Origin of the sequence: Sphingomonas faeni (assembly GCF_024273235.1) — a bacterium.
Lineage (GTDB): Bacteria > Pseudomonadota > Alphaproteobacteria > Sphingomonadales > Sphingomonadaceae > Sphingomonas > Sphingomonas faeni_A.
In genome coordinates this window covers 58,868-78,893 of the sequence record NZ_JANBVH010000017.1, presented here as the reverse complement: position 1 = coordinate 78,893, position 20,026 = coordinate 58,868, and the positions used below count along the sequence as shown (strand labels likewise).

General features: G+C 65.5%; 16 protein-coding genes and 1 tRNA gene. 5 read left to right on the top strand and 12 right to left on the bottom strand.

Going from position 1 to position 20,026, the window contains the following annotated elements; translation table 11 throughout:
- Positions 1-130: 130 nt before the first annotated feature.
- Positions 131-1,759: a flavin monoamine oxidase family protein gene (locus NLI89_RS11120; protein WP_254687124.1), complete on the bottom strand. Its 1,629-nt coding sequence runs from the start codon at positions 1,757-1,759 to the stop codon at positions 131-133.
- A 369-nt stretch (positions 1,760-2,128) separates the two neighbouring features.
- Between NLI89_RS11120 and htpG the strand changes: the two genes are divergently transcribed.
- Positions 2,129-4,078 carry a molecular chaperone HtpG gene (gene htpG / locus NLI89_RS11115; protein ID WP_302675728.1) on the top strand — a complete coding sequence of 650 codons (1,950 nt, stop codon included), beginning with the start codon at positions 2,129-2,131 and terminating at the stop codon, positions 4,076-4,078.
- A gap of 219 nt (positions 4,079-4,297) precedes the next feature.
- Here htpG and NLI89_RS11110 read toward each other — a convergent pair whose 3' ends face one another.
- The 8 genes from NLI89_RS11110 to lepA form a co-directional block, all read right to left on the bottom strand.
- On the bottom strand, positions 4,298-4,897 hold the full coding sequence (locus tag NLI89_RS11110; RefSeq protein ID WP_254687123.1) for an ATP-binding cassette domain-containing protein: 600 nt from the start codon (positions 4,895-4,897) through the stop codon (positions 4,298-4,300).
- Positions 4,887-5,576, bottom strand: coding sequence for a molybdate ABC transporter permease subunit (gene modB, locus NLI89_RS11105; protein ID WP_254687122.1), 690 nt, complete (start codon positions 5,574-5,576; stop codon positions 4,887-4,889). The genes NLI89_RS11110 and modB overlap by 11 nt, the downstream gene beginning before the upstream one ends.
- A complete protein-coding gene (gene modA, locus NLI89_RS11100) occupies positions 5,577-6,335 on the bottom strand; it encodes a molybdate ABC transporter substrate-binding protein (protein ID WP_254687121.1) in 759 nt (252 codons plus the stop codon).
- Between the two features lie 376 nt (positions 6,336-6,711).
- Positions 6,712-10,080 (bottom strand): polysaccharide deacetylase family protein, encoded by a 3,369-nt coding sequence (locus NLI89_RS11095; protein WP_254687120.1) that lies wholly within the window; start codon positions 10,078-10,080, stop codon positions 6,712-6,714.
- A 252-nt stretch (positions 10,081-10,332) separates the two neighbouring features.
- A complete protein-coding gene (locus NLI89_RS11090) occupies positions 10,333-12,615 on the bottom strand; it encodes a TonB-dependent receptor (RefSeq protein ID WP_254687152.1) in 2,283 nt (760 codons plus the stop codon).
- Positions 12,616-12,828: 213 nt separating this feature from the next.
- A complete protein-coding gene (locus NLI89_RS11085) occupies positions 12,829-13,101 on the bottom strand; it encodes a type II toxin-antitoxin system RelE/ParE family toxin (RefSeq protein WP_302675733.1) in 273 nt (90 codons plus the stop codon).
- Positions 13,098-13,286 (bottom strand): antitoxin PaaA2 family protein, encoded by a 189-nt coding sequence (locus NLI89_RS21885; RefSeq protein WP_368077271.1) that lies wholly within the window; start codon positions 13,284-13,286, stop codon positions 13,098-13,100. Before NLI89_RS21885 ends, NLI89_RS11085 begins: the two co-directional genes overlap by 4 nt.
- Positions 13,287-13,440: 154 nt before the next feature.
- A complete protein-coding gene (gene lepA, locus NLI89_RS11080; RefSeq protein WP_254687119.1) occupies positions 13,441-15,261 on the bottom strand; it encodes a translation elongation factor 4 in 1,821 nt (606 codons plus the stop codon).
- Between the two features lie 122 nt (positions 15,262-15,383).
- Here lepA and NLI89_RS11075 point away from each other — a divergent pair.
- Positions 15,384-15,460: transfer RNA gene (locus NLI89_RS11075), tRNA-Pro, on the top strand.
- 95 nt (positions 15,461-15,555) lie between these two features.
- Here the strand turns inward: NLI89_RS11075 and poxB are convergent.
- Complete coding sequence (gene poxB, locus NLI89_RS11070) at positions 15,556-17,304, bottom strand: ubiquinone-dependent pyruvate dehydrogenase (RefSeq protein WP_254687118.1); 1,749 nt, start codon at positions 17,302-17,304, stop codon at positions 15,556-15,558.
- 216 nt (positions 17,305-17,520) lie between these two features.
- Between poxB and NLI89_RS11065 the strand changes: the two genes are divergently transcribed.
- A complete protein-coding gene (locus NLI89_RS11065; protein WP_254687117.1) occupies positions 17,521-17,730 on the top strand; it encodes a hypothetical protein in 210 nt (69 codons plus the stop codon).
- A gap of 32 nt (positions 17,731-17,762) precedes the next feature.
- Complete coding sequence (locus NLI89_RS11060) at positions 17,763-18,722, top strand: NAD(P)H-dependent flavin oxidoreductase (RefSeq protein ID WP_254687116.1); 960 nt, start codon at positions 17,763-17,765, stop codon at positions 18,720-18,722.
- A gap of 51 nt (positions 18,723-18,773) precedes the next feature.
- Here the strand turns inward: NLI89_RS11060 and NLI89_RS11055 are convergent, their stop codons facing one another.
- Entirely contained in the window at positions 18,774-19,235 is a 462-nt protein-coding gene (locus tag NLI89_RS11055) for a DUF1465 family protein (RefSeq protein WP_254687115.1), read from the bottom strand.
- Between the two features lie 127 nt (positions 19,236-19,362).
- Positions 19,363-19,563, bottom strand: a complete 201-nt coding sequence (locus NLI89_RS11050) for a YdcH family protein (protein WP_302675727.1) — start codon at positions 19,561-19,563, stop codon at positions 19,363-19,365.
- Positions 19,564-19,826: 263 nt separating this feature from the next.
- Between NLI89_RS11050 and NLI89_RS11045 the strand changes: the two genes are divergently transcribed.
- Positions 19,827-19,982 carry a YdcH family protein gene (locus tag NLI89_RS11045; protein ID WP_254687114.1) on the top strand — a complete coding sequence of 52 codons (156 nt, stop codon included), beginning with the start codon at positions 19,827-19,829 and terminating at the stop codon, positions 19,980-19,982.
- The last annotated feature ends 44 nt before the right edge of the window (positions 19,983-20,026 follow it).

The following is a 20,026-nucleotide window of genomic DNA, read 5'->3' as shown; positions in this document are numbered from 1 at the left end:
TGGTAGCCAACTATCAAAGGATTGCGGCGAAACTCGACGAATGCAACCGATTCGACTTTATTTCGAAATAATACAGTCGCAGTGTTTAATCTCGCGTCCCATGTCGCCGCGAATTCAGCAAGTTCGGCGGTCAAGCCGCATGAGTTCGGCGTTCGATGCTCGCCTGCGCCGCCACGCGTTGGGCCAGCGCCATCACCTGGCCCTGCGCGGACTGGATACCGCCCTCCTGCCAGCCCGGCGTCTGGCTGAGCGCGGCGGAGGCGAAATAGACGCGCCCATCGGGCTTTTGCAGCAGGCGGAACGCGGGCGTGTCGATATGCCCTTCCTGCCGACCGTTCGCGCTGCCCGCGTTCCAGTCGGGCCAGGGCCCCAGGCTGTACGGGATCTTGTGCCAGTTGACCGCGAGTCCGTTGACGAGATCGGCGCCATGCCCGGGATGCAGCCGGTCGACGACGCCGCGGGAGAACGCGATCTGCTCGGCGATCGGTCGCTTGGCGAACTCCGCCGCGGCCGGCCCCGACGAATAGCAGCCGAGCAACATGCCCCGCTCCGAATGCAACCCGGCCGAGGGGTACCAGATCAGCGTGGTCGGGCCGCCGACGAACGAGATGCCGCCATAGATCTGCTCGCGTTCCCAGAACCGCGGGCTCTCGAACGCCACCTTGTTCGAATGATCGTACACCACGCCGGCGATCGTCTTCTTCAGCGCGGGCGAGAAATCGGTGTCGATCGTCGCGAGCACCGGGAACGGGATCGTGCAGATGATGTAATCCGCCTTCACCGTATCGACGACCTCGCTCGCCTTGTCGCGGTACACCACCTCGACGCCGCGTTGCGTGTGGCGGATCTTCGTCACCTCGGCACCGCGGATCGCAGGACGGCGCAGGTTGCGATCGAACCCCGCATGGATCCGGTCCATACCCCCGACAGGCTCGAACATCGTCGCCTGCATGTAGAGATTGTCCTCGAACAGCGTCATCGGCAGCCGTTCGTTGGCGAGCAACTGGTCGAGCGCCACCGCGCTGCCCGCCGACGAGAAGGTGACGCCCGCCCCCGGCGCCGTGCCGAACCCCGATCTCTCGGTGCCGGCAAAACTATAGTCGGTGCCGAGATCGCCATATGCCTTCAGGAACGGCATCAGCTTCTGCTTGTCCGCCGCCGTCACCGCCTGGTCGAGCGCACCCTGGTTGAGCGCCTTGGCCAACAGTTCGGCGATATGCCCGCGCATGTCGTTGATCGCGGTGCGCATCCGGATCTTGCTGCCGTTCTCGCCCATCACATAGGCCGAGCGGCTCGAATTGACCTCGACCTCCAGCGGCACGTCGAACTTCTTCGCATAGCCGATCAGTCCCTGGTGAAAACTCGGGATCCGCGCCGGCCCGGCGTTGAAATAGATGCCGTCGGAGAATTTGGCGGTCTGCGTCGCCTCGCCGATCATCTCGATCTTGTCGCCGTCGCGCACCGTCCAGGCCCGTCCGCCGACCCGGTCGCGCGCCTCCAGCACGGTCACCTGAAACCCGGCCTGTTCGAGTTCGTAGGCGGCAGTCAGTCCCGCGATCCCTGCGCCCAGCACGATGACATGCACGCCTTTGCCGAGTGTCGGCGTGAGTGTCGCGAGCGCTTCGGCATGCGACGTGCCGATCAGTCCCCCCGTCAGTCCCAGCGCCTGCATGGCGCCCAGCGTGGCACCCAGCCCGCCGATCAGGCCAAGTCTTCCAAGAACAGTCCGGCGCGTAAGTGCTGTATCGCGTGTAATCATCGAGGCCCCCGAATGCGGCAAACCTCCCCAAAGGTTTGCCGAACGTCAGAAACACCGCCGGGTCGAACCGGTCAGCGGCCTCGCAGGATCATCATCCCCTAGTCAGTCACGATGGACGCGGAGCAAGGTGCGGGAAAGAACGGATAGTTCCTTTCCGCGCATCATCTCGACACGTTGCATCTTTTGACTGGCTGATACGGATTGAACATTGCTTCTCGGCGTAACGCAAATGAAATCTTCGTTGACAGCGGCCGAACCCGCTACGCCCGTTTCGAGGCAGCGCTTGCAGGAAAGCCCGGCTCTTGAATTTCAATCGACCTCCGGCCAACTCTCGCACCAGTCGTTTCAGCAAGAGACCTGCCACATCTTATGACCATCCAAACCACGCCTGACGAAACCACGCCTGACGAAACCACGCCTGCCGCCGAGGCCCCCGTCACCGAGACGTCCGCTCCAGCAACCCATGCGTTCGAGGCGGATGTCGCGCGGCTGCTGCACATGATGGTTCACTCGGTCTATTCGGATAAGACCGTGTTCCTGCGGGAGTTGATCTCGAATGCCGCCGATGCCTGCGAAAAGCTGCGTTACGAGGCGTTGAGTGCCCCCGAACTGCTCGGGGACGAAACCCGCACGCAGATCGCGATAACGCTCGATCCGGACGCCAGGACGTTGACGATCGAGGACAATGGCATCGGCATGACCGCCGACGACATGGGCGAAGCACTCGGCACGATCGCGCGGTCGGGCACCAAGGCGTTCATGGACCGCATCGCTGCCTCGTCCGGCTCGGAGGGTGCGCAGTTGATCGGCCAGTTCGGCGTCGGTTTCTATTCCGCGTTCATGGTCGCCGAGAAGGTGGATGTGATCTCGCGTCGCGCCGGCGCAGACACCGCGTCGGTCTGGTCGTCGGACGGCCTCGGCACCTACACGATCGCGCCTGTCGACACCGCGGAAGCACCGCCGCGCGGCACTCGCGTCGTGCTCCATCTGCTCGAAGACGCGACCTCCTTCACCGACCGCTACACGGTCGAGCGGCTGATCAAGGACCAGTCGGGCCATGTCCCCGTCCCGATCACGCTGCGTGAAAAGCCCGATGCCGAGCCGGTCGACATCGCGGACGGCGCCGCGCTCTGGACCAAGCCGAAGTCCGAGATCAGCACCGAGGACTATGCCGATTTCTACCGCAGCGTCTCCGGCCAGTTCGACGAGCCCGCACTGACGCTCCACTACCGTGCGGAGGGACTGCACGAATATTCGGTGCTCGCCTATGTGCCGGGCGCCAAGCCGTTCGACCTGTTCGATCCCGACCGCAACGGCCGCATGAAGCTGTACGTGAAGCGGGTCTTCATCACCGACGACGCCGAAGTCCTGCCGCGCTATCTCCGCTTCATGCGCGGGCTGGTGGATTCCTCCGACCTGCCGCTCAACGTCTCGCGCGAGATGATCCAGGAGAGCCCGATGCTCGCCGCGATCCGCAAGGGCGTGACCGGCCGCGTGCTGGCCGAACTCGACAAGCTCGCGACGCGCGATGCCGATGCGTACGCCAAGATCTGGGAGAATTTCGGCGCGGTCCTGAAGGAAGGATTGTACGAGGATTTCGAACGGCGCGACGCGCTGCTCAAGCTCGCCCGCTTCAAGACCACGACGTCGGGCGGCGCCTGGCGCTCGGTCGCGGACTATGTCGCGGCGATGAAGGACAACCAGACGGCGATCTACTACGCGGTCGGTACCGACCTCGACCGCCTCGAAGCCTCACCGCAGCTCGAGGGGTTCCGCGCCCGCGGGATCGAGGTGCTGCTGCTGCCGGACTCGGTCGATGGGTTCTGGGTGACGGCGGGTATCGATCACGACGGCAAGCCGTTCAAATCGGTCACGCAGGGAGCCGCCGATCTGAGCCTGATCCCGCTGGTCGACGGCGCCGACGCGCCGACGGCCGACACCACGCCCGAAGTCGCGGACTTCATCGCGTTTGTGAAGACGACGCTCGCTGACGCCGTATCGGAAGTCCGCGCATCGGAGCGTCTGACCGACAGCGCCGTCTGCCTCGTTGCGGCGGATAGCGGCATGGACCGCCAGCTCGAACGGATCCTCGCCATGAGCGGCCAGGCGATGCCCGCTGCCAAGCCGGTGCTGGAGATCAACCCGCGCTCGGCGTTGATCGCCAAGCTCGCCGCGCTCGGTGAGGACGAGACGGCACTGCGGGAGGATGCCGCGCACCTGCTGTTCGACGAGGCGCAGATCGCCGACGGGGAGCGCCCGCTCGACGCCCGCGCCTTCTCCGCCCGCCTCTCACGTTTGTTCACACGCGCGCTGGGGTGAATGATGTTTGGGGGTTGGTGGCGTGCATCCCAAGCGGCCGACCCACCCCCAACCCCTCCCTTTCAGGGAGGGGGGCTGAAGGAAGGGCGGCGCCGACAGCATAGCGCCCGCAACACGGCAAAACCTGCTCCCCTCCCTGAAAGGGAGGGGCCGGGGGTGGGTCGGCCGGTTGGCTGAAAAAACATTCAACCAGCCCCCCACCCACTTCGACACACCACGTCACATCCGCACGACTCGCGTCCCGATGCGCTCCGCTTCGACAGGATCGTGCGTCACCATCAAGATCGGCAGCTTGAGCACGTCGCGGACATGTTCGATCGCGACGAGTACTTCCTCGCGCCGGGCGCGATCCAGGGAGGATAGCGGTTCGTCGAGGAGCAGGAAGCGCGGGCGACTGAGCAGCGCGCGGCCGATCGCGACACGCTGCGCTTCGCCGCCCGACAGCGTGCGTGGCCAGCGATCGAGGAGGTGGCCGATGCCGAGGAACCCGGTCCGGTCCTCGAACCCGTCCTGCTCGCGACCCGCGCCGTAGAGAAGATTTGCCCGGACGCGCATGTGCGGGAAGAGGCGCGCGTCCTGGAAGACATAGCCGGCGCGGCGACGTTCGGGGGGCACGTCGATGCCGTCCCCGAACAGCGGCTCGCCGTCGATCGCTATCCGGCCGCGGTCCGGGCGGAGCAGTCCGGCAACCATGTTGAGCACGCTCGACTTGCCGATGCCCGAGGGGCCGAACAGTACCGTGGCGCCTTCCCCCGCCTCCAGCGTCAGGGCGACGTGCGCGTGCCCGAGCCGCTTCTCGATATCGATCTCAAAGGACATGGAGCCCCCTGCCCGCGCGCCGCGTCAGCAGTTCCGACGCAATCAGAGCAATGAGCGACAAGCCTACGGATACGCATGACAATCGCCAGACCAGCGCGTCCGCCCCAGGCTGTTGCAACGCGGAGTAAATCGCCAGCGGCAAGGTCTGCGTCTCACCGGGGACATTGGAGACGAACGTGATCGTCGCGCCGAACTCACCGATCGACCGCGCGAAGCCGAGCACCGCGCCCGCTAGCACGCCGGGGATGCTCAGCGGCAGGGTCAGCGTCCAGAATACGCGCCACGGCCCCGCCCCCAGCGTCCGCGCGGCGTTCTCCAGCCGCCGGTCGACCGCCTCGATCGAGATCCGCATCGCTCGCACCATCAGCGGCAATGCCATCACCCCCGCTGCGATCGCCGCGCCGGTCCAGCGGAACAGCACGGTGATCCCGAACCAATCCTGCAACCAGCCGCCGATCGGCCCATTGGGCCCGAAGGCGAGCAGCAGCAGCCATCCGGTCACCACCGGCGGCACCACCAGCGGCAGATGGATCGCCGCATCGACGATCACCTTGCCGGGAAACCGGACGCGCGCGAGCAGCCAGGCCAGCGCGAAAGCGACCGGCAGGGTCACCAGCATCGCCACCCCGCCGACCTTGAGCGACAGCGCGACGATCCCCCATTCGGCCGCATCGAGCATCTAGCGCGCGGAGAATCCGTAGCGGACGAAGATCGCCTTGCCCGCGCGTGAGACGAGGAAGCGCCGGAACGCCTCGGCCTCGGGGTTGGTCGACGTCTTCAGCCGCGCGACCGGATAGGAGATCGCCGGGTGCGTGTTCTCGGGAAAAACGCCTGCGATCCGTACCTTGGCGGACGCCTTTGCATCGGTTGCGTAGACGATCCCGAGCGGCGCCGCGCCGCGCTCGATCAACGCCAGCGTCGCGCGAACATTCTCCGCGCGGACCACTTTCGGCGAAACCTGTGCCCAGACGCCGAGCTTCTCCAGCGACGCCTGCCCGTATTTCCCCGCCGGCACCGCGGTATCCGCCATCGCCAGCGGCCCGGCGGTCAGCACGCGGACGAGCGCGGCGGGCGGGCGGACAGGGATGCGGACGTTGCTGCCCGCAGGTGCCGCGACGACCAGCCGGTTGCCGAGGAACGTCACGCGCGTGGAGGCGACGATCAGATTCTTCTTCGCGAGTGCGTTCATCCAGGCCTCGTCGGCTGACACGAACAGATCGGCAGGCGCGCCGGCCTCGACCTGTCGCGCCAGTGCCGACGACGCCGCAAACGAGATGGTCGGCTTGGCATGGCCCTGTCTTGCCCAAGCTTCGGCCGCTGCGGTCAGCGATTCCTGCAAGGACGCCGCGGCCAGCACCAGCGGCGGACGCTGCGCCTGCGCCGCGACCGGCGCACCGATCAGCGAAACGGCCAGAACCAGCCGCAGCGAATGTTTCACCTTCGTGGACTCCTCGAACCCGTCACCACCGCTATAGGGCGCGGCGATTGCCCCGCGCTACCGCGAAACTGAGGTACGATCCTGCCTTCGAACTCGTTCCGTCGCGCGCCGAACGTCCCCACCAACGGGTGACACGCGCTACGCGTACGCAGAGGTCACCAACAGCCTCTAAGCATGGCCCTTCCCCTTAGGGCTCGTCGACATTCAGTTTGCACCGTCCAATCAGTTCGTTTCTTCGTCATGCCGGACTGGTTCCGGCATCCACCGTGCCGCAAAATCGATAGAATTTAGTTTGCGGAACCGTGGACCCCGGAACCAGTCCGGGGTGACGGAAAATTGGTCAAATCTTGCGAGCCAAATTGAATGTCGATCCGGCCTAGTTCGCCGTCACGCGTCCCGTCCGCGCCAGCTTGCCCCAGCCGACCAGCGGGCCGCGCAACGCCTGCGCGATCGCCTTCAACACGACGTAATACATCACCTGGCGATACCCGATCCGCTGCGGGATCAGCAGCCAGAGCAGCCGCCAGCGCTCCTTGCGTTCCAAGGCAAAGGCGATCGTCGCCGCCAGCAGGTCGATCGCGGTGAAGATCAGCCAATAGGCGAGCATCGTGTAGACGTCGTGGCTGGTCTGCTCCCAACCATGCGCCTGCACCGACAAATAGGTCGAGGCGAAGCTGACCAGCAGCGCGAGATCGATGATCGGCGAGATCGACGCCAGCACGATCTGGAACACGATCGCCTGCGGCAACCCGACCCAGCCGAGCCCGCGCGGATGCGAACTGCCGATCGCCGAGCGGTGCTTGTAGAGGCATTGCAGCGTCCCGAATGCCCAGCGGAAGCGCTGTTTCGCCAGCGCGCGCATCGTCTCCGGCGCCTCGGTCCAGGCGATCGCGAACTGGTCGTATTTCACCGCCCAGCCGTGCCGCTGGATCGCGATCGTCAGGTCCTGGTCCTCGGCGAGCGTATCGTCGGGATAGCCGCCGACGCTGCGGATCGCCTCGAGCCGCCACGCGCCGACCGCGCCCGGCACCACGGTCATCGCGTTCAGTCGCGCGAGCGCACGCCGTTCGAGGTTCTGCGCGGTGATGTATTCAAGCGCCTGCCACTTGGTGATCAGATTGACGCGGTTGCCGACCTTCGCGTTGCCCGCGACCGCGCCGAGCGTCGGGTCGTCGAACCACCGCGCGAGCCGGGCGATGGTCATCGGCTCGAACTGCGTATCCGCATCTAGCGCGATCACGATCTCACCGCGCGCCAGTTCGAGCCCGCGGTTGAGCGCCCGCGCCTTGCCGCCATTCTCCAGCGTCAGCAGGCGGACGCGGTCGTCGCCCGAGAATGCTTCGGAAACGACGCGACTGGTGCCGTCGCTGGAGCCGTCGTCGATCACGATCACCTCGATCGCGACGTCGGCGGAGGCGAGCACGCCCTGCACCGCGCGAACGATCACGCGCTCTTCGTTGAACGCCGGGATCATCACCGTGACGAACCGCGACGGATCGATCGCCGGGAACACGGTCTTCAACTCGCGCCGCGCCTGGATCAACGCGAGCGCGGAGAGGGCCAAGGCGCGCAAGATGCCGATCGTGATCGCGATGCCGAAGATCCAGCGGAGCGCGACGACGATCCCGCCGAGCGTGCTGAACAGCGCAAGATCGGCGACGGCGGCGACGCGGTCGCTCGACGAGATCACCGGCATCGCCGCATCGCGCGACAGGCCCGCGAGCGTCGAGACGGGCACGAAGCTGTACCCCATCGCACGCAACCGCCCGATGATGATCGGCAGCGCGGCGACGGTCTCGGCGCGATTGCCGCCGGCGTCGTGGAGCAGGATGATGTTGCCGCTGCGCTCCGGATTGCCCGCCTCGACGCCGGCGATCGTCCGGTCGACGATCGCCTGCACGCCCGGCCGCTTCCAGTCGTCGGGATCGACGTGCAGGCCGACCGAGATATAGCCGCGCTGCTGCGCCTCGAGCGCGGGCAGGATCTCGTCCGCGGTGCTCGGCTCGGCATCGCCGAAATAGGGTGCGCGGAACAGCCGCAGCGAGCGCCCGGTAAACGCCTGGAACAAGCGCTGCGTCGCGTTGAGTTCGTACTTCACCTGCCGCGTCGACACGTTGGCGAGGTTGGGATGCGTATAGGTGTGGCTGCCGATCTCATGCCCCTCGGCGACCATCCGTTCGAGCAGCGACCGCTGCGTCAGCGCATTCTCGCCGATCACGAAGAACGTCGCCGGCGCATGCTCGCGCTTGAGGATGTCGAGGATCTGCGGCGTCCATTCGGGATCGGGACCATCGTCGAAGGTCAGCGCGAGCTGTTTCGGGCGATAGCCGGTCCGCACCACCACATAGGGCGACGGCATCCGCGTGAAATTGACGTCGGCGATCGTACCGTCCTTGGCCGGCACCGCATCACGGATGCCGGTGACCGGCTCGGCGGCGATCTTCAGGATTTCGCCATTGCCCTCGATATCGACGTTCGTGCCCGCCGGCATGGCGTCGATCGAATCGGGGACCGGCAGTTTCCGATGATCGCGCCCCCAGATCGACCAGAGCCCCGGATCCTCGGAGCCGAGCCGCCACAGCGCGACGCTGCCCAGCCCCGCCTTTTGCAGGAATGCGATCTGGTTGTACGCCGACGCCGCATCGAGCAGCCAGACCTGATGCTGCACGCCGCCTTCCGAATAGGCGAAGCTGCTGTTGCCGCTGGCCTTGTCGAAGGTCGGCACCGTCCCCGAATCCGCGGCGTTCTGCCACGCTTCCTCGACGTCGAGCGCGTCGCCGTTGCCGCTCTCGGCACCCGCATGCCAGTCGTAAGCGTAGGAACCGATCGCGACGACCAGCTTCGACGGCGGGATGCCGCGCGCCGCATCGGCGACCATCCGCGCGAACCAGCGCTGCGACGCGATCGGGCCCGGCGCACCGCTCGTCTCGTGCTCGTCATACGCCATCAGGAAGATCTTGTCGGTCACCTTGGCGTAGGCGGGCAGGTTCCAGTCCGGATTGGCGACCGGCGCGGCGATCGCGACCACCCAACCACGCGGCGCAAAGCGGGCGCGCGTCTCGGCGAGGAACGCGCGGTAGTTGGGCTGCGCCGACGCGGGCAGATCCTCGAAATCGTAGAACACGCCGCCGGCATGGTTCGCGCTGAGGAACGGTACGAGCTTGTCGAGGAACGCCGCGCGGGCCTTCGGATCGGCGAACAGCGCTGCGCTGCCCGCGCCGTCCCAATTTCCGTCGACCGCGTTCTGCACCATCGGCAGGATCACCGGGCGATGCACCGCCTTGTTGAGGATATCGCGCCCGGCCTGGTCGCGGAACACCGTGATCTTGTGATCCTTGCCGGTGATCGAGACCCAGCCGGGGATCAGCCAGTCGAGCTGTTCGACGTGCCGCGCGAGACTGGCCGTGCTCGCCTCGTCCCACGGGACGTGAAAGGCGATGGCGAGCGACGGGTTGGCGCCGTTGCCGACACCGGGCTTGGCCGCGCTCGTCCCGAACAGTTGCCGGGCGTAGTAGTTGATGTCGCGCCGGGTCTCGCGGAGGATCCCGCCGCGTGGTGCGGGCAGCTTGTGGAGCGCGGGGTGCTCGGGCTCGATCGGCAGCAGCGGCGCGGTCGGCACTGCGCCGATCGACACCGCGAATACCGCGATCGACAGCAGCAGCAATGCGACGAACGCTGCAACGCCAAAGGTAAAGCGCCGACGCCGGCGGCCACTTGCATCGTAGAAGACGGGATTGAGCGACATGGGACGAGTATCAACCGGCGGAGGGAAAACGGCAAATTGCGATTTCAGGCCGCTACAGCGCGTGACACGCGGACGCTTCTGACAAATGCGTCACACTGGCGTTAGGAATAGTTCGAGAACTCTCTGCATCCCCTCCCGCAAGCGGGAGGGGACCGAGGGGTGGGCGCCCGGCCCGAACACATGCTGCGCTTGACGATAGCGCGAGCCCACCCCCAGCCCCTCCCGCGAGCGGGAGGGGGGAAGGTCAGCCAATCAGCGGAACTTGCCGCTGAGCGAGACGCCGATGATCCGCGGTTCGTTGAACACCGCCGCCATGTAGTTCTCGATCACGCCCTTGAGGTTCTTCTCTCCCGTGATGTTGCGTGCGAATACCGCGAACTCATACGCATCGTCCGGCGCGGCGTAACCGATCTTCAAGCCACCCTCGAAGTTGCCGTTCGCGGTGAACTCCTTGGTCTTGTAGAGCACGAACTGCGTGTAGCCCTGGATGTTGAAGTCGCCCGCGATGAACGCGCGACCGCCATTGCCGAGCGGCTGGTCGTACCGCGCGGTGAGGTCGACGTTATACTCCGGCGCGTTCGGCAGCGGGTTGCCGTCGATCTGCGCGAACGTGTTGGCGCCCACCTTGATCGTCGGATCCTCGACCGTGCAGACCACGACTCCGTTCAAAATGCAGACCTGCGCATAGACGTTCTTGTCGCGGATCTTGCTGTGCAACAGGCTCAGCCCTGCGCCGAGCGTCAGGTTCGGCACCGGCTTCCAGTTCGCCTCGGCCTCCATGCCGTACGCATCCGCCTTGTCAGCGTTGAACAGCACGCCATTGCCGTTCACGTCGTTGCCGTTGAGCTGGATGTCCTCGACGCGGTAGGCGAAGACCGTCGCGTTCAGGCTCAGCGTGTTGTTCAGCAGGCGGCTCTTCACGCCACCCTCCCACGACAGGATCGTCTCCGACTTGGCGGTCGTGAAGTCCGAATTGAACACCGCCGAGCGGCCCTGGATCGTCGGCCCGCGAAAGCCTTCGGCGACGCGCGTGTACAGGCTGACGTCCGGGCTCGCCTGGTACAACAGGCTCGCATCCCAGCTCGGCTTGGTCGCCTTCAGCGTGACGTCGGTACGGCCGCGGTACGTGACGACGCCTGCCGCCGTGTCCGCGGTCTTGAGCAGCTGCGTACGCTTCTTGTCCTCGGTGATGCGACCGCCGACGGTCAGCGTCAGCTTGTCGACCAGCTCATAGCTGACCTGCCCGAAGCCGGCCCAGGACGTGTTGACGTTGTGCAGCCGGACCCAGTTGTTGGGGTTGCGTGCCGCGGTCGTCAGGAAATAGCCGCGCTGGTAGAAGTCGGTGATGTCGCGCGTGTCGAAATACAGGCCGCCGACCTGCCAGTTGAAACGACCGCCGGGCGTGCCTGCAAGCCGGACTTCCTGCGACCATTGATCGAGATCGCGGATCTGGCCCTGCGACTGGCCGAAGCCGTTTGGCTGACCGCCGACCGGGAAGTTCGCGGCCGCACCGCCATCGGTATCGCCGCGGCTGAAGCCCGACGTCGTCTCGTACGCGGTGATCGAGGTCAGCGCCGCCGGACCGAAGTCGTAGGTCGCGCGGGCCGAGCCGCCATAGGTGTTGTAGCTCTGCGGGTTGTCGTTCGCCTCGTCGTACGAGACGACGTTGCGCGGCTCCGCCGACACGTCGTTCGAACCCTTCTTCAGCGCGCCGCGGTGGAACAGCGTCGAGGTGCCGTCATACCAGCGCGCATGGCCCGACAGGTCCAGCGTGAAGCGCTCGCCGGGGGTCAGCGCCAGTTGCACGCGTACGTTGCGGTCGTCGAAGCCGCCCATCGCGTCCTTGCGCGGCGTCGCGGTGTTATCGGCGCTGACGCCGGCGAACCGGTTGTCGACGTAATTCTCGCGGTGCTGGATCAGCGTCGAGAGGCGGATCGACAACAGGTCCTTGATCAGCGGGCCACCGACGCCGGCGTCCAGGTTGACGCTGTTATACGAGCCGACCGAGGCGGACGCGCGGCTCTCGAAATCGTTGCTCGGCTTGATCGTGTCGAACTTGATGATGCCCGCGGTGGTGTTGCGCCCGAACAGCGAGCCTTGCGGCCCGCGCAGCACTTCGACCTGGCGGACGTCATAGACCGGGTTCGACTTGAGCACGACATGCTCGAGGATCACGTCGTCCTGGATGATCGTGACCGGCTGCGATGCGCCGAGGTAGAAATCGATGTTGCCGAGGCCGCGGATGTAGAAGCGCGGGAAGATGCGGCCGGTGGTCGATTCGACGTACAGGCCGGGCACCCGGCCCGACAGCGCGAGCAACGTGTCGTCGCCACCCGAGGTGTAGGTACGCAGCGCATCGCCCGACGCGACGCCGACCGAGAGCGGCACCTTCTGGAGGTTTTCCGAACGACGCTCGGCGGTGACGACGATGTCGCCGAGACCTTCCTCGGGAGCAGCCTGCGTCTGGACGGGCGCAGCGTCCTGCGCGAACGCCGCCGAACCACACAGCACGGAACCCAACGCGACGCCGAGCATCAGCGCCGACTTAACGACCGAAATCTTCAAAGCTTTTATTCCCCAATCGTGCGGCGCCGTCCCTGACGACCGGCCGCACATCCCAATACGCAACGCCGCTACGCACCATCGACCGCCCTTCCCGGACGGCCCGACGACGCCTCGCGACGCTCACTCCCCGAGCCGGCGGTTAGGCGGGGATTGTGTTGGTATGATGACAGTTGGTGGCGGAGGTTACGGGTAATCCCGACGCGCATGCACGACGTTGACGATCTCGACCGTGTCCAAGACGATGCGATAGATCAGAAGATAGTTGGGATGGATGACAGCCTCGCGCGTGCCGTCGGCCCTGCCCGGCCGGTACATGAACGGATGATCGACGAGACGCTGCGCGCATGCCTCGATCAACGTAGCAAGGCGCAGTGCTGCGCCCATATTTCGATCGGCGACGTAACCTAGAATCGTGGAGGCATCCTCAATCGCTTCAGGGCGCCAGACAAGCTTCAGCGATCTCCGCCTGATCGACCGGCAGAGCCCAAAACCAATCTTATCGCGGCAACGGCATCTGCGTGCGCAATCGACGGACGAGGATCAGCCAACGACCGCGCAACCTTTTCGCGCAGCCAGCGATCATAGACTTCCGCTGAGATCGAGGAATCGGACTCGAGAGGTTTTGGTGAGACTTGCGCCATTAGACGAGCCTACGCCTATGGCTACCGAATGCAACGGAGTCGCGCCGCGGCAAAGCCGCGTCATCGGACGACACGACCGAGTACAAGCTCGGTCGGTCGCCGTCCGGCTTGGCGCTAGCCTCGGCTAAGCTGCTACGCGCTAAGCCTTGGGCGCCTACGCGTCGTCGCCCATCCTGAGCGCGGCAATAAACGCCTCCTGCGGGATGCTGACCGAGCCATATTCGCGCATCTTCAGCTTGCCCTTCTTCTGTTTCTCCAGAAGCTTCTTCTTGCGGCTCGCATCGCCGCCATAGCATTTCGCGGTCACGTCCTTGCGCATCGCGCTGATCGTCTCGCGCGCGATCACCTTGCCGCCGATCGCCGCCTGGATCGGGATCTTGAACAGGTGACGCGGGATCAGTTCCTTAAGCCGCTCGACCATGCCGCGGCCGCGCACTTCGGCGGTGCCGCGGTGGACGATCATGCTCAGCGCGTCGACCGGCTCCTCGTTGACGAGGATGCCCATCTTGACGAGGTCGCCCTCGCGGTAGCCGATCTGGTGATAGTCGAAGCTCGCATAGCCCTTCGACATCGACTTCAGCCGATCGTAGAAATCGAACACGACCTCGTTCAGCGGCAGTTCGTAGGTCGCCTGCGCGCGACCGCCGACATAGGTGAGGTTCTTCTGGATGCCGCGGCGATCCTGGCAGAGCTTGAGGACGCTGCCGAGATATTCGTCGGGGACGTAGATCGTCGCCTCGATCCACGGCTCGCTGATCGTCGCGATCTTGTTCGGCTCGGGCATGTCGGCGGGGTTGTGCAGCTCGATATGCGTCGTGCCGGACGGATCCGGGTGGGTCAGCTCGATCTCATATACGACGGAAGGCGCGGTGGTGATCAGGTCCAGATCATATTCGCGCGTCAGGCGCTCCTGGATGATCTCCAGATGCAGCAGCCCGAGGAACCCGCAGCGGAAGCCGAAGCCCAGTGCCGCCGACGTCTCCATCTCGAAAGAGAAGCTCGCATCGTTCAGCCGCAGCTTGCTGATGCTCTCGCGCAGCTTTTCAAACTCGGCGGCGTCGACCGGGAACATCCCGCAGAACACGACCGGCTGGACTTCCTTGAAGCCCGCCAGCGCCTCCAGTGCAGGCCGCTTCGCATCGGTGATCGTATCGCCGACGCGGGTCTGCGCGACCTCTTTGATCTGCGCGGTGATGAAGCCCATCTCGCCGGTGCCGAGTTCTGTCAGCTGCTCGATCTTCGGGCGGAAACAGCCGACCCGGTCGACCAGATGCATCGTGCCGGTCTGCATGAACTTGATCTGCTGGCCCTTTTTCAGGACCCCGTCGATCACCCGCACCAGGATGACGACGCCGAGATACGGGTCGTACCAGCTGTCGACCAGCATCGCCTTCAGCGGCGCCTCCGGGTCGCCGCTGGGTGGCGGGATCTTGGTGACGATCGCCTCGAGGATCTCGACGATGCCGATCCCCGACTTGGCCGACGCCAGCACCGCCTCGGACGCGTCGATGCCGATCACGTCCTCGATCTCCTTGCGGACCTTCTCGGGCTCGGCGGCAGGGAGATCGATCTTGTTGATGACCGGCACGATCTCGTGGTCGTGCTCGATCGACTGGTAGACGTTGGCGAGCGTCTGCGCCTCGACGCCCTGCGCCGCATCGACCACGAGCAGCGCGCCTTCGCACGCGGCCAGGCTGCGGCTCACTTCGTACGCGAAGTCGACATGGCCCGGCGTGTCCATCAGGTTGAGGACGTAATCGAGGCCGTCCTTCGCGTGATACGCGAGGCGCACGGTCTGCGCCTTGATCGTGATCCCGCGCTCCTTCTCGATGTCCATGTTGTCGAGCACCTGCTCGGACATTTCGCGTGCCGTGAGGCCGCCAGTCTGCTGGATCAGCCGATCGGCGAGCGTCGACTTGCCATGGTCGATATGGGCGATGATGGAGAAATTGCGGATGCGGTCGAGCGGAGTCATGGCGCGCTCCTAGCAGCGACACCGCGTGCGCGATAGATCGCCCCAGCACGCAACATGTAACACGCGATAATTGTCTTGAACGTTCGGGATGTCGCGGCTAGGGGGCTCACCGGCAATGTTGTCGGGGCGTGGCGCAGTCTGGTAGCGCACTGGTCTCGGGGTCCAGGGGTCGTAGGTTCGAATCCTATCGCCCCGACCATTGCCGATTTTGCGGAACTCAGGTCTCCGCTTTTTCCCCGAAATGATCCGTGACGGTCGGCGCATCCAGGTAGATGCGCCTGCGCACCAAATCTATCAGAACAGCCGCTTCAACAATCCGACATTGGTCTTGCCGAGCTCGACCACCTCGTCGCCGCGACCGCTGATGATCGCCTTTGCCATGTAGAGCGTGAAGCCCTTCATCTGCTCCAGCGTGATCTTGGGCGGCATCGAGAGTTCGGTCCGCGCGGTGACCGCGTCGAGCAGCGCTGGGCCCGGGTGTGCGAGCACGTCACGAATACCCGCCTCGACCTCACCCGGATCGGTGACCCGCACGCCGTGCAGCCCGATCGCGCGCGCCATCGCGGCGAAGTCCGGATTGTCGAGCGCAACGCCGGTCTCGATCAGTCCGGCGGCCTTCATCTCCATTTCGACGAAGCCGAGCGTGCCGTTGTTGAAGACGATGATCTTCACCGGCAGGCCAAGCTGGCGCACGGTCAGCAGTTCGCCCATCAGCATCGCGAGACCGCCGTCACCCGACAACGTCACGACCTGCCGCGCCGGATAGGCCGCCTGCACGCCGATCGCCTGCGGCAGGGCGTTGGCCATCGAGCCGTGGTTGAACGAGCCGATCAGACGGCGGCGCCCGTTCATCTTGAGGTAGCGCGCCGCCCACACCGTCGGCGTGCCGACGTCGCAGGCGAAGACCGCATCGTCCGCCGCCTGCTCGCTGAGGACACGCGCGACGTGCTGCGGGTGGATGACGCCGCTGCCGGGCGTCCCGTCGGCGAGATCGTCGAGACCCTCGCGCGACTTCGCGTAATTCTCGAGCGCGGATTGCAGGAAGCTGCCGTCACGTGCGCCGGTCAGCTTGGGCATGAGCGCCGTGATCGTCGCGCCGACATCGCCGACCAGGCCGATATCGATCGCCGTCCGCCGCCCAAGGTTTTCGGGGATCAGGTCGATTTGCGCGACTTTCGCCTTTTCAGGGTAGAATTGGCGATAGGGGAAATCGGTCCCGAGCATCAGCAGCACGTCGCAGGCCATCATCGCGTCGTAGCCGCTCGAAAAGCCGATCAGCCCGGTCATGCCGACGTCATAGGGATTGTCGTATTCGACGAACTCCTTGCCGCCGAGCGCATGGACGACCGGCGCCTGCAGGATCTCGGCGAGCTTCACCAGTTCAGCGTGCGCCGTCCGACACCCCCGCCCGGCCAGGATCGTCACCTTCTCCGCGCCGTTGAGCAGCGCGGCGAGTTCGGCGATCTGTGCCTCGCCCGGGACCGTCACCGATCGGGATGGCAGCAGCGCAACGGCTGAGCGGGCTAGAGTACCGGTGGTCGAGCGCAGCGCGACGTCGCCGGGCATCGCAACGACCGAGACGCCGCGGTGGCCGACCGCGGCACGAATGGCGGTCTCGAGCGTCCGCGGCATCTGGTCGGCGTCGGAGATCGTCTCGCAATACACGCTGCATTCGCGGAACAGCGCCTCGGGCCGCGTCTCCTGGAAATAGTTCGAACCCACCTCCCCGCTCGGCACCTGCGCGGCGATCGCCAGCACCGGTACGCGCGTCCGGTGGCAGTCGTACAAGCCGTTGATGAGGTGCATGTTGCCGGGCCCGCACGAACCTGCACAGACCGCGAGCTTGCCGGTCAATTGCGCTTCGGCGCCAGCGGCGAACGCGGCGGCCTCCTCGTTGCGGACGTGGATCCATTCGATCTTGCCCTGCCGACGCAGGCTGTCGGTCAGGCCGTTAAGACTGTCGCCGACGACGCCGTAGATACGCTCGACACCCGCGAGATGCAGCGTTTCGGCGAACAGATCGGCGATGATGGTCTTGGACATGGAACGGCTCCGCACGTTTAGGATGATCCCCTCGGCCAGCGAGGTGGACGAGAGGCAAACGCATTCCGGTGCGATCGGGATGCACCGGATGCGGCCTTCGGAAAGCCGGCAGTCCAGCTTCGGCCGCACATCGGTGTTACGAAACTCCGGCGCGCGGGATCGAGCGCGAACCGCGCCCGAGGCGACGACGCGATCCGGGCGAGTCTCCATACCGGCATGGTCGATTTCGCCGCGCCGCCGCCCCTTCACGCCGCACTCGCGTTCCAGCCGACGATCGGTAGAGCGCGCCGCGATGGCCTCGCCGCCGGATCGTCGGTTCGCGTGACGCCTGCCCTGTTCCGCTCAATGGTGGAGATGGATGCCGTCGGGCGCGTCACGAAAGTTGCTCCGAACCGCACGTGTCGCGGCCGATCACGATACATCTAGCCCGGGCCGCGGAGTTGCGCTAGCAAACGGCCATGACCGTACCCGCTATTCTAAAGAACCTGCGCCTGCCCGTGATCGGGTCGCCGCTTTTCATCATCTCGGGTCCCGAACTGGTGATCGCGCAGTGCAAGGCGGGGATCGTCGGGTCGTTCCCCGCGCTCAACGCCCGGCCCCAGGCGATGCTCGACGAATGGCTGCACCGGATCACCGAGGAGTTGAGCGCGCACAACCGCGCAAACCCCGATCGCCCGGCGGCCCCGTTCGCGGTGAACCAGATCGTCCACAAGTCGAACGACCGCCTCGAAAGCGACCTGGAGACCTGCGCGAAGTGGCAGGTACCGATCGTCATCACCTCGCTGGGCGCACGCGAGGACCTGAACACCGCGGTGCATGGCTGGGGCGGCATCACGCTGCACGACGTGATCGACGATCGCTTTGCACGCAAGGCGATCGAGAAGGGCGCCGACGGCCTGATCGCGGTGGCGGCGGGCGCGGGTGGCCATGCCGGTCGCCTGTCGCCGTTCGCGATCGTCCAGGAGATCCGCCAGTGGTTCGACGGCCCGCTCGCGCTGTCAGGGTCGATCGCGACCGGCGACGCGGTGCTGGCGGCGCAAGCGATGGGGGCCGACTTCGGCTATATCGGATCGCCCTTCATTGCGACCACCGAGGCGAACGCGGATCAGGCGTACAAGGACGGCATCGTCGCGGGCCGAGCATCGGACATCGTCTATTCGAACCTGTTCACCGGCGTGCACGGCAATTACCTGCGTGCCTCGATCGTGGCCGCCGGGATGGACCCCGATGCGCTGCCCGAAGGCGATCTGAAGACGATGGACTTCGGCGGCGGCAACGGATCGAAACCCAAGGCGTGGCGCGATATCTGGGGCTCGGGCCAGGGGATCGGCGCCGTCACCGAGATCGAAACCGTCGCACTCCGCGTCGATCGCCTCGAACGCGAATATCGCGCGGCAAGAGCCCGCCTGGCGCTCTAATCGGACTTGCCTGCGTTCGCGGGACGTTGGCTGAAGCGTCCGGCGGCAACGCTAGAATGACGTTGCGAGGCGGTGCTGCATGGACCGCGCGGGACTTGCGACCGTCGCAGGGGCGTCCTGCGCCATGTCCATCAGCGCGACGCGGCGGTGGAGATCGATGCTCGACTCGATCAACCGCCGGGCGCGAACGGGAAGCGCATCCAAGACGTCCTGCTCGGTCGAGGACGCGTCACCGAGACGGCGAGACGGATCGAGCGCATCGCGCGAACGGAGTTCACCGGCCTGGACCGCGCGCTGGGTCAGGAACCAGGCGATCACGTGCATCAGCCGGGTCGTCACCTTCAACGATTCGCAACTGAACCGCACCCGGCATGCCGGATCGAGCGCGTCGCGTTCCGCCCTGCCGCCCTCGTCGAAATACGCACGCGCGTCCTCGGCCAACTGCATGGCCTCGTCGTACAACGCATCGATCAGGCGGTGCTGCATCTGCATTTCATGGCCGGCATTCGTCATCCGGATCGGCAATGCCACAGCCGAGGTTCGCCAGACATAAAGGTTAACGCCTCGACAACCACATTCTGTCCCGAAATGCGTCAATTTGACCCGGGAACGCGTCAGTGGACCGTGGGCGTCTATCAAATCATGCGATGATATCCGGGATCAGCTGGTCCTCGAGCATGGCGATCTCGTCGCGCAGCCGCAGCTTTCGCTTTTTCAGACGGGCCATTTGCAACTGGTCGGGCGTCACGGCGAACGCAAGCGCCGCGATCGCATCGTCGAGATCACGATGCTCGGTTCGCAGCCCGTCCAGCCGAACCCTGATTTGCGCGTCGTCCACCATAGCCCCCGGTTTATGCCGCTACCTGAGGCGTCCTTAGCAAATGCCGCGCGTCACGCGAGCGCTAAACCGTCCGACACTCCGTAAAGAGGCAGCACTGGCTGGCGAAAGGCCGGGAGCGAGGACCAGATACCGGGATCGGCATCCGGATCGGGTGGTCGCACCAAAAGCCTCGATCAATCGATTATGTCCATTTCCGATGAAGACATTTTCGTGACGGAGTGGTTTACTCCCTGTCCCAACACGAATGCAGGAGGCATCCCACCGTGCAGACGACTCATCAGATAGCCCTGGAAACCAAGCACGCCGTGCTGGATCAGCGGATCGCCGACGAGATCCATCGCCCGCTGCCCGACGCGAGTATCCTGGCCACCCTGAAGAAGCAGAAGCTGCGACTGAAGGAAGAGATCGTCAGCCTTTAACGGACCCGTAGCTCGCCCTCCCGGTTGAACGCCGGGAGGGCGTT

Bases quoted from the DNA above. Each gene is read 5' to 3' on its own strand.
- NLI89_RS11120 (WP_254687124.1), bottom strand. From the start codon at position 1,759: ATGATTACACGCGATACAGCACTTACGCGCCGGACTGTTCTTGGAAGA.
- modB (WP_254687122.1), bottom strand. From the start codon at position 5,576: ATGCTCGATGCGGCCGAATGGGGGATCGTCGCGCTGTCGCTCAAGGTC.
- htpG (WP_302675728.1), top strand. From the start codon at position 2,129: ATGACCATCCAAACCACGCCTGACGAAACCACGCCTGACGAAACCACG.
- lepA (WP_254687119.1), bottom strand. From the start codon at position 15,261: ATGACTCCGCTCGACCGCATCCGCAATTTCTCCATCATCGCCCATATC.
- NLI89_RS11110 (WP_254687123.1), bottom strand. From the start codon at position 4,897: ATGTCCTTTGAGATCGATATCGAGAAGCGGCTCGGGCACGCGCACGTC.
- NLI89_RS11055 (WP_254687115.1), bottom strand. From the start codon at position 19,235: ATGACGAATGCCGGCCATGAAATGCAGATGCAGCACCGCCTGATCGAT.
- NLI89_RS11095 (WP_254687120.1), bottom strand. From the start codon at position 10,080: ATGTCGCTCAATCCCGTCTTCTACGATGCAAGTGGCCGCCGGCGTCGG.
- NLI89_RS11060 (WP_254687116.1), top strand. From the start codon at position 17,763: ATGACCGTACCCGCTATTCTAAAGAACCTGCGCCTGCCCGTGATCGGG.
- NLI89_RS11050 (WP_302675727.1), bottom strand. From the start codon at position 19,563: ATGGTGGACGACGCGCAAATCAGGGTTCGGCTGGACGGGCTGCGAACC.
- NLI89_RS11090 (WP_254687152.1), bottom strand. From the start codon at position 12,615: ATGCTCGGCGTCGCGTTGGGTTCCGTGCTGTGTGGTTCGGCGGCGTTC.
- poxB (WP_254687118.1), bottom strand. From the start codon at position 17,304: ATGTCCAAGACCATCATCGCCGATCTGTTCGCCGAAACGCTGCATCTC.
- NLI89_RS21885 (WP_368077271.1), bottom strand. From the start codon at position 13,286: ATGGCGCAAGTCTCACCAAAACCTCTCGAGTCCGATTCCTCGATCTCA.
- NLI89_RS11065 (WP_254687117.1), top strand. From the start codon at position 17,521: ATGGTCGATTTCGCCGCGCCGCCGCCCCTTCACGCCGCACTCGCGTTC.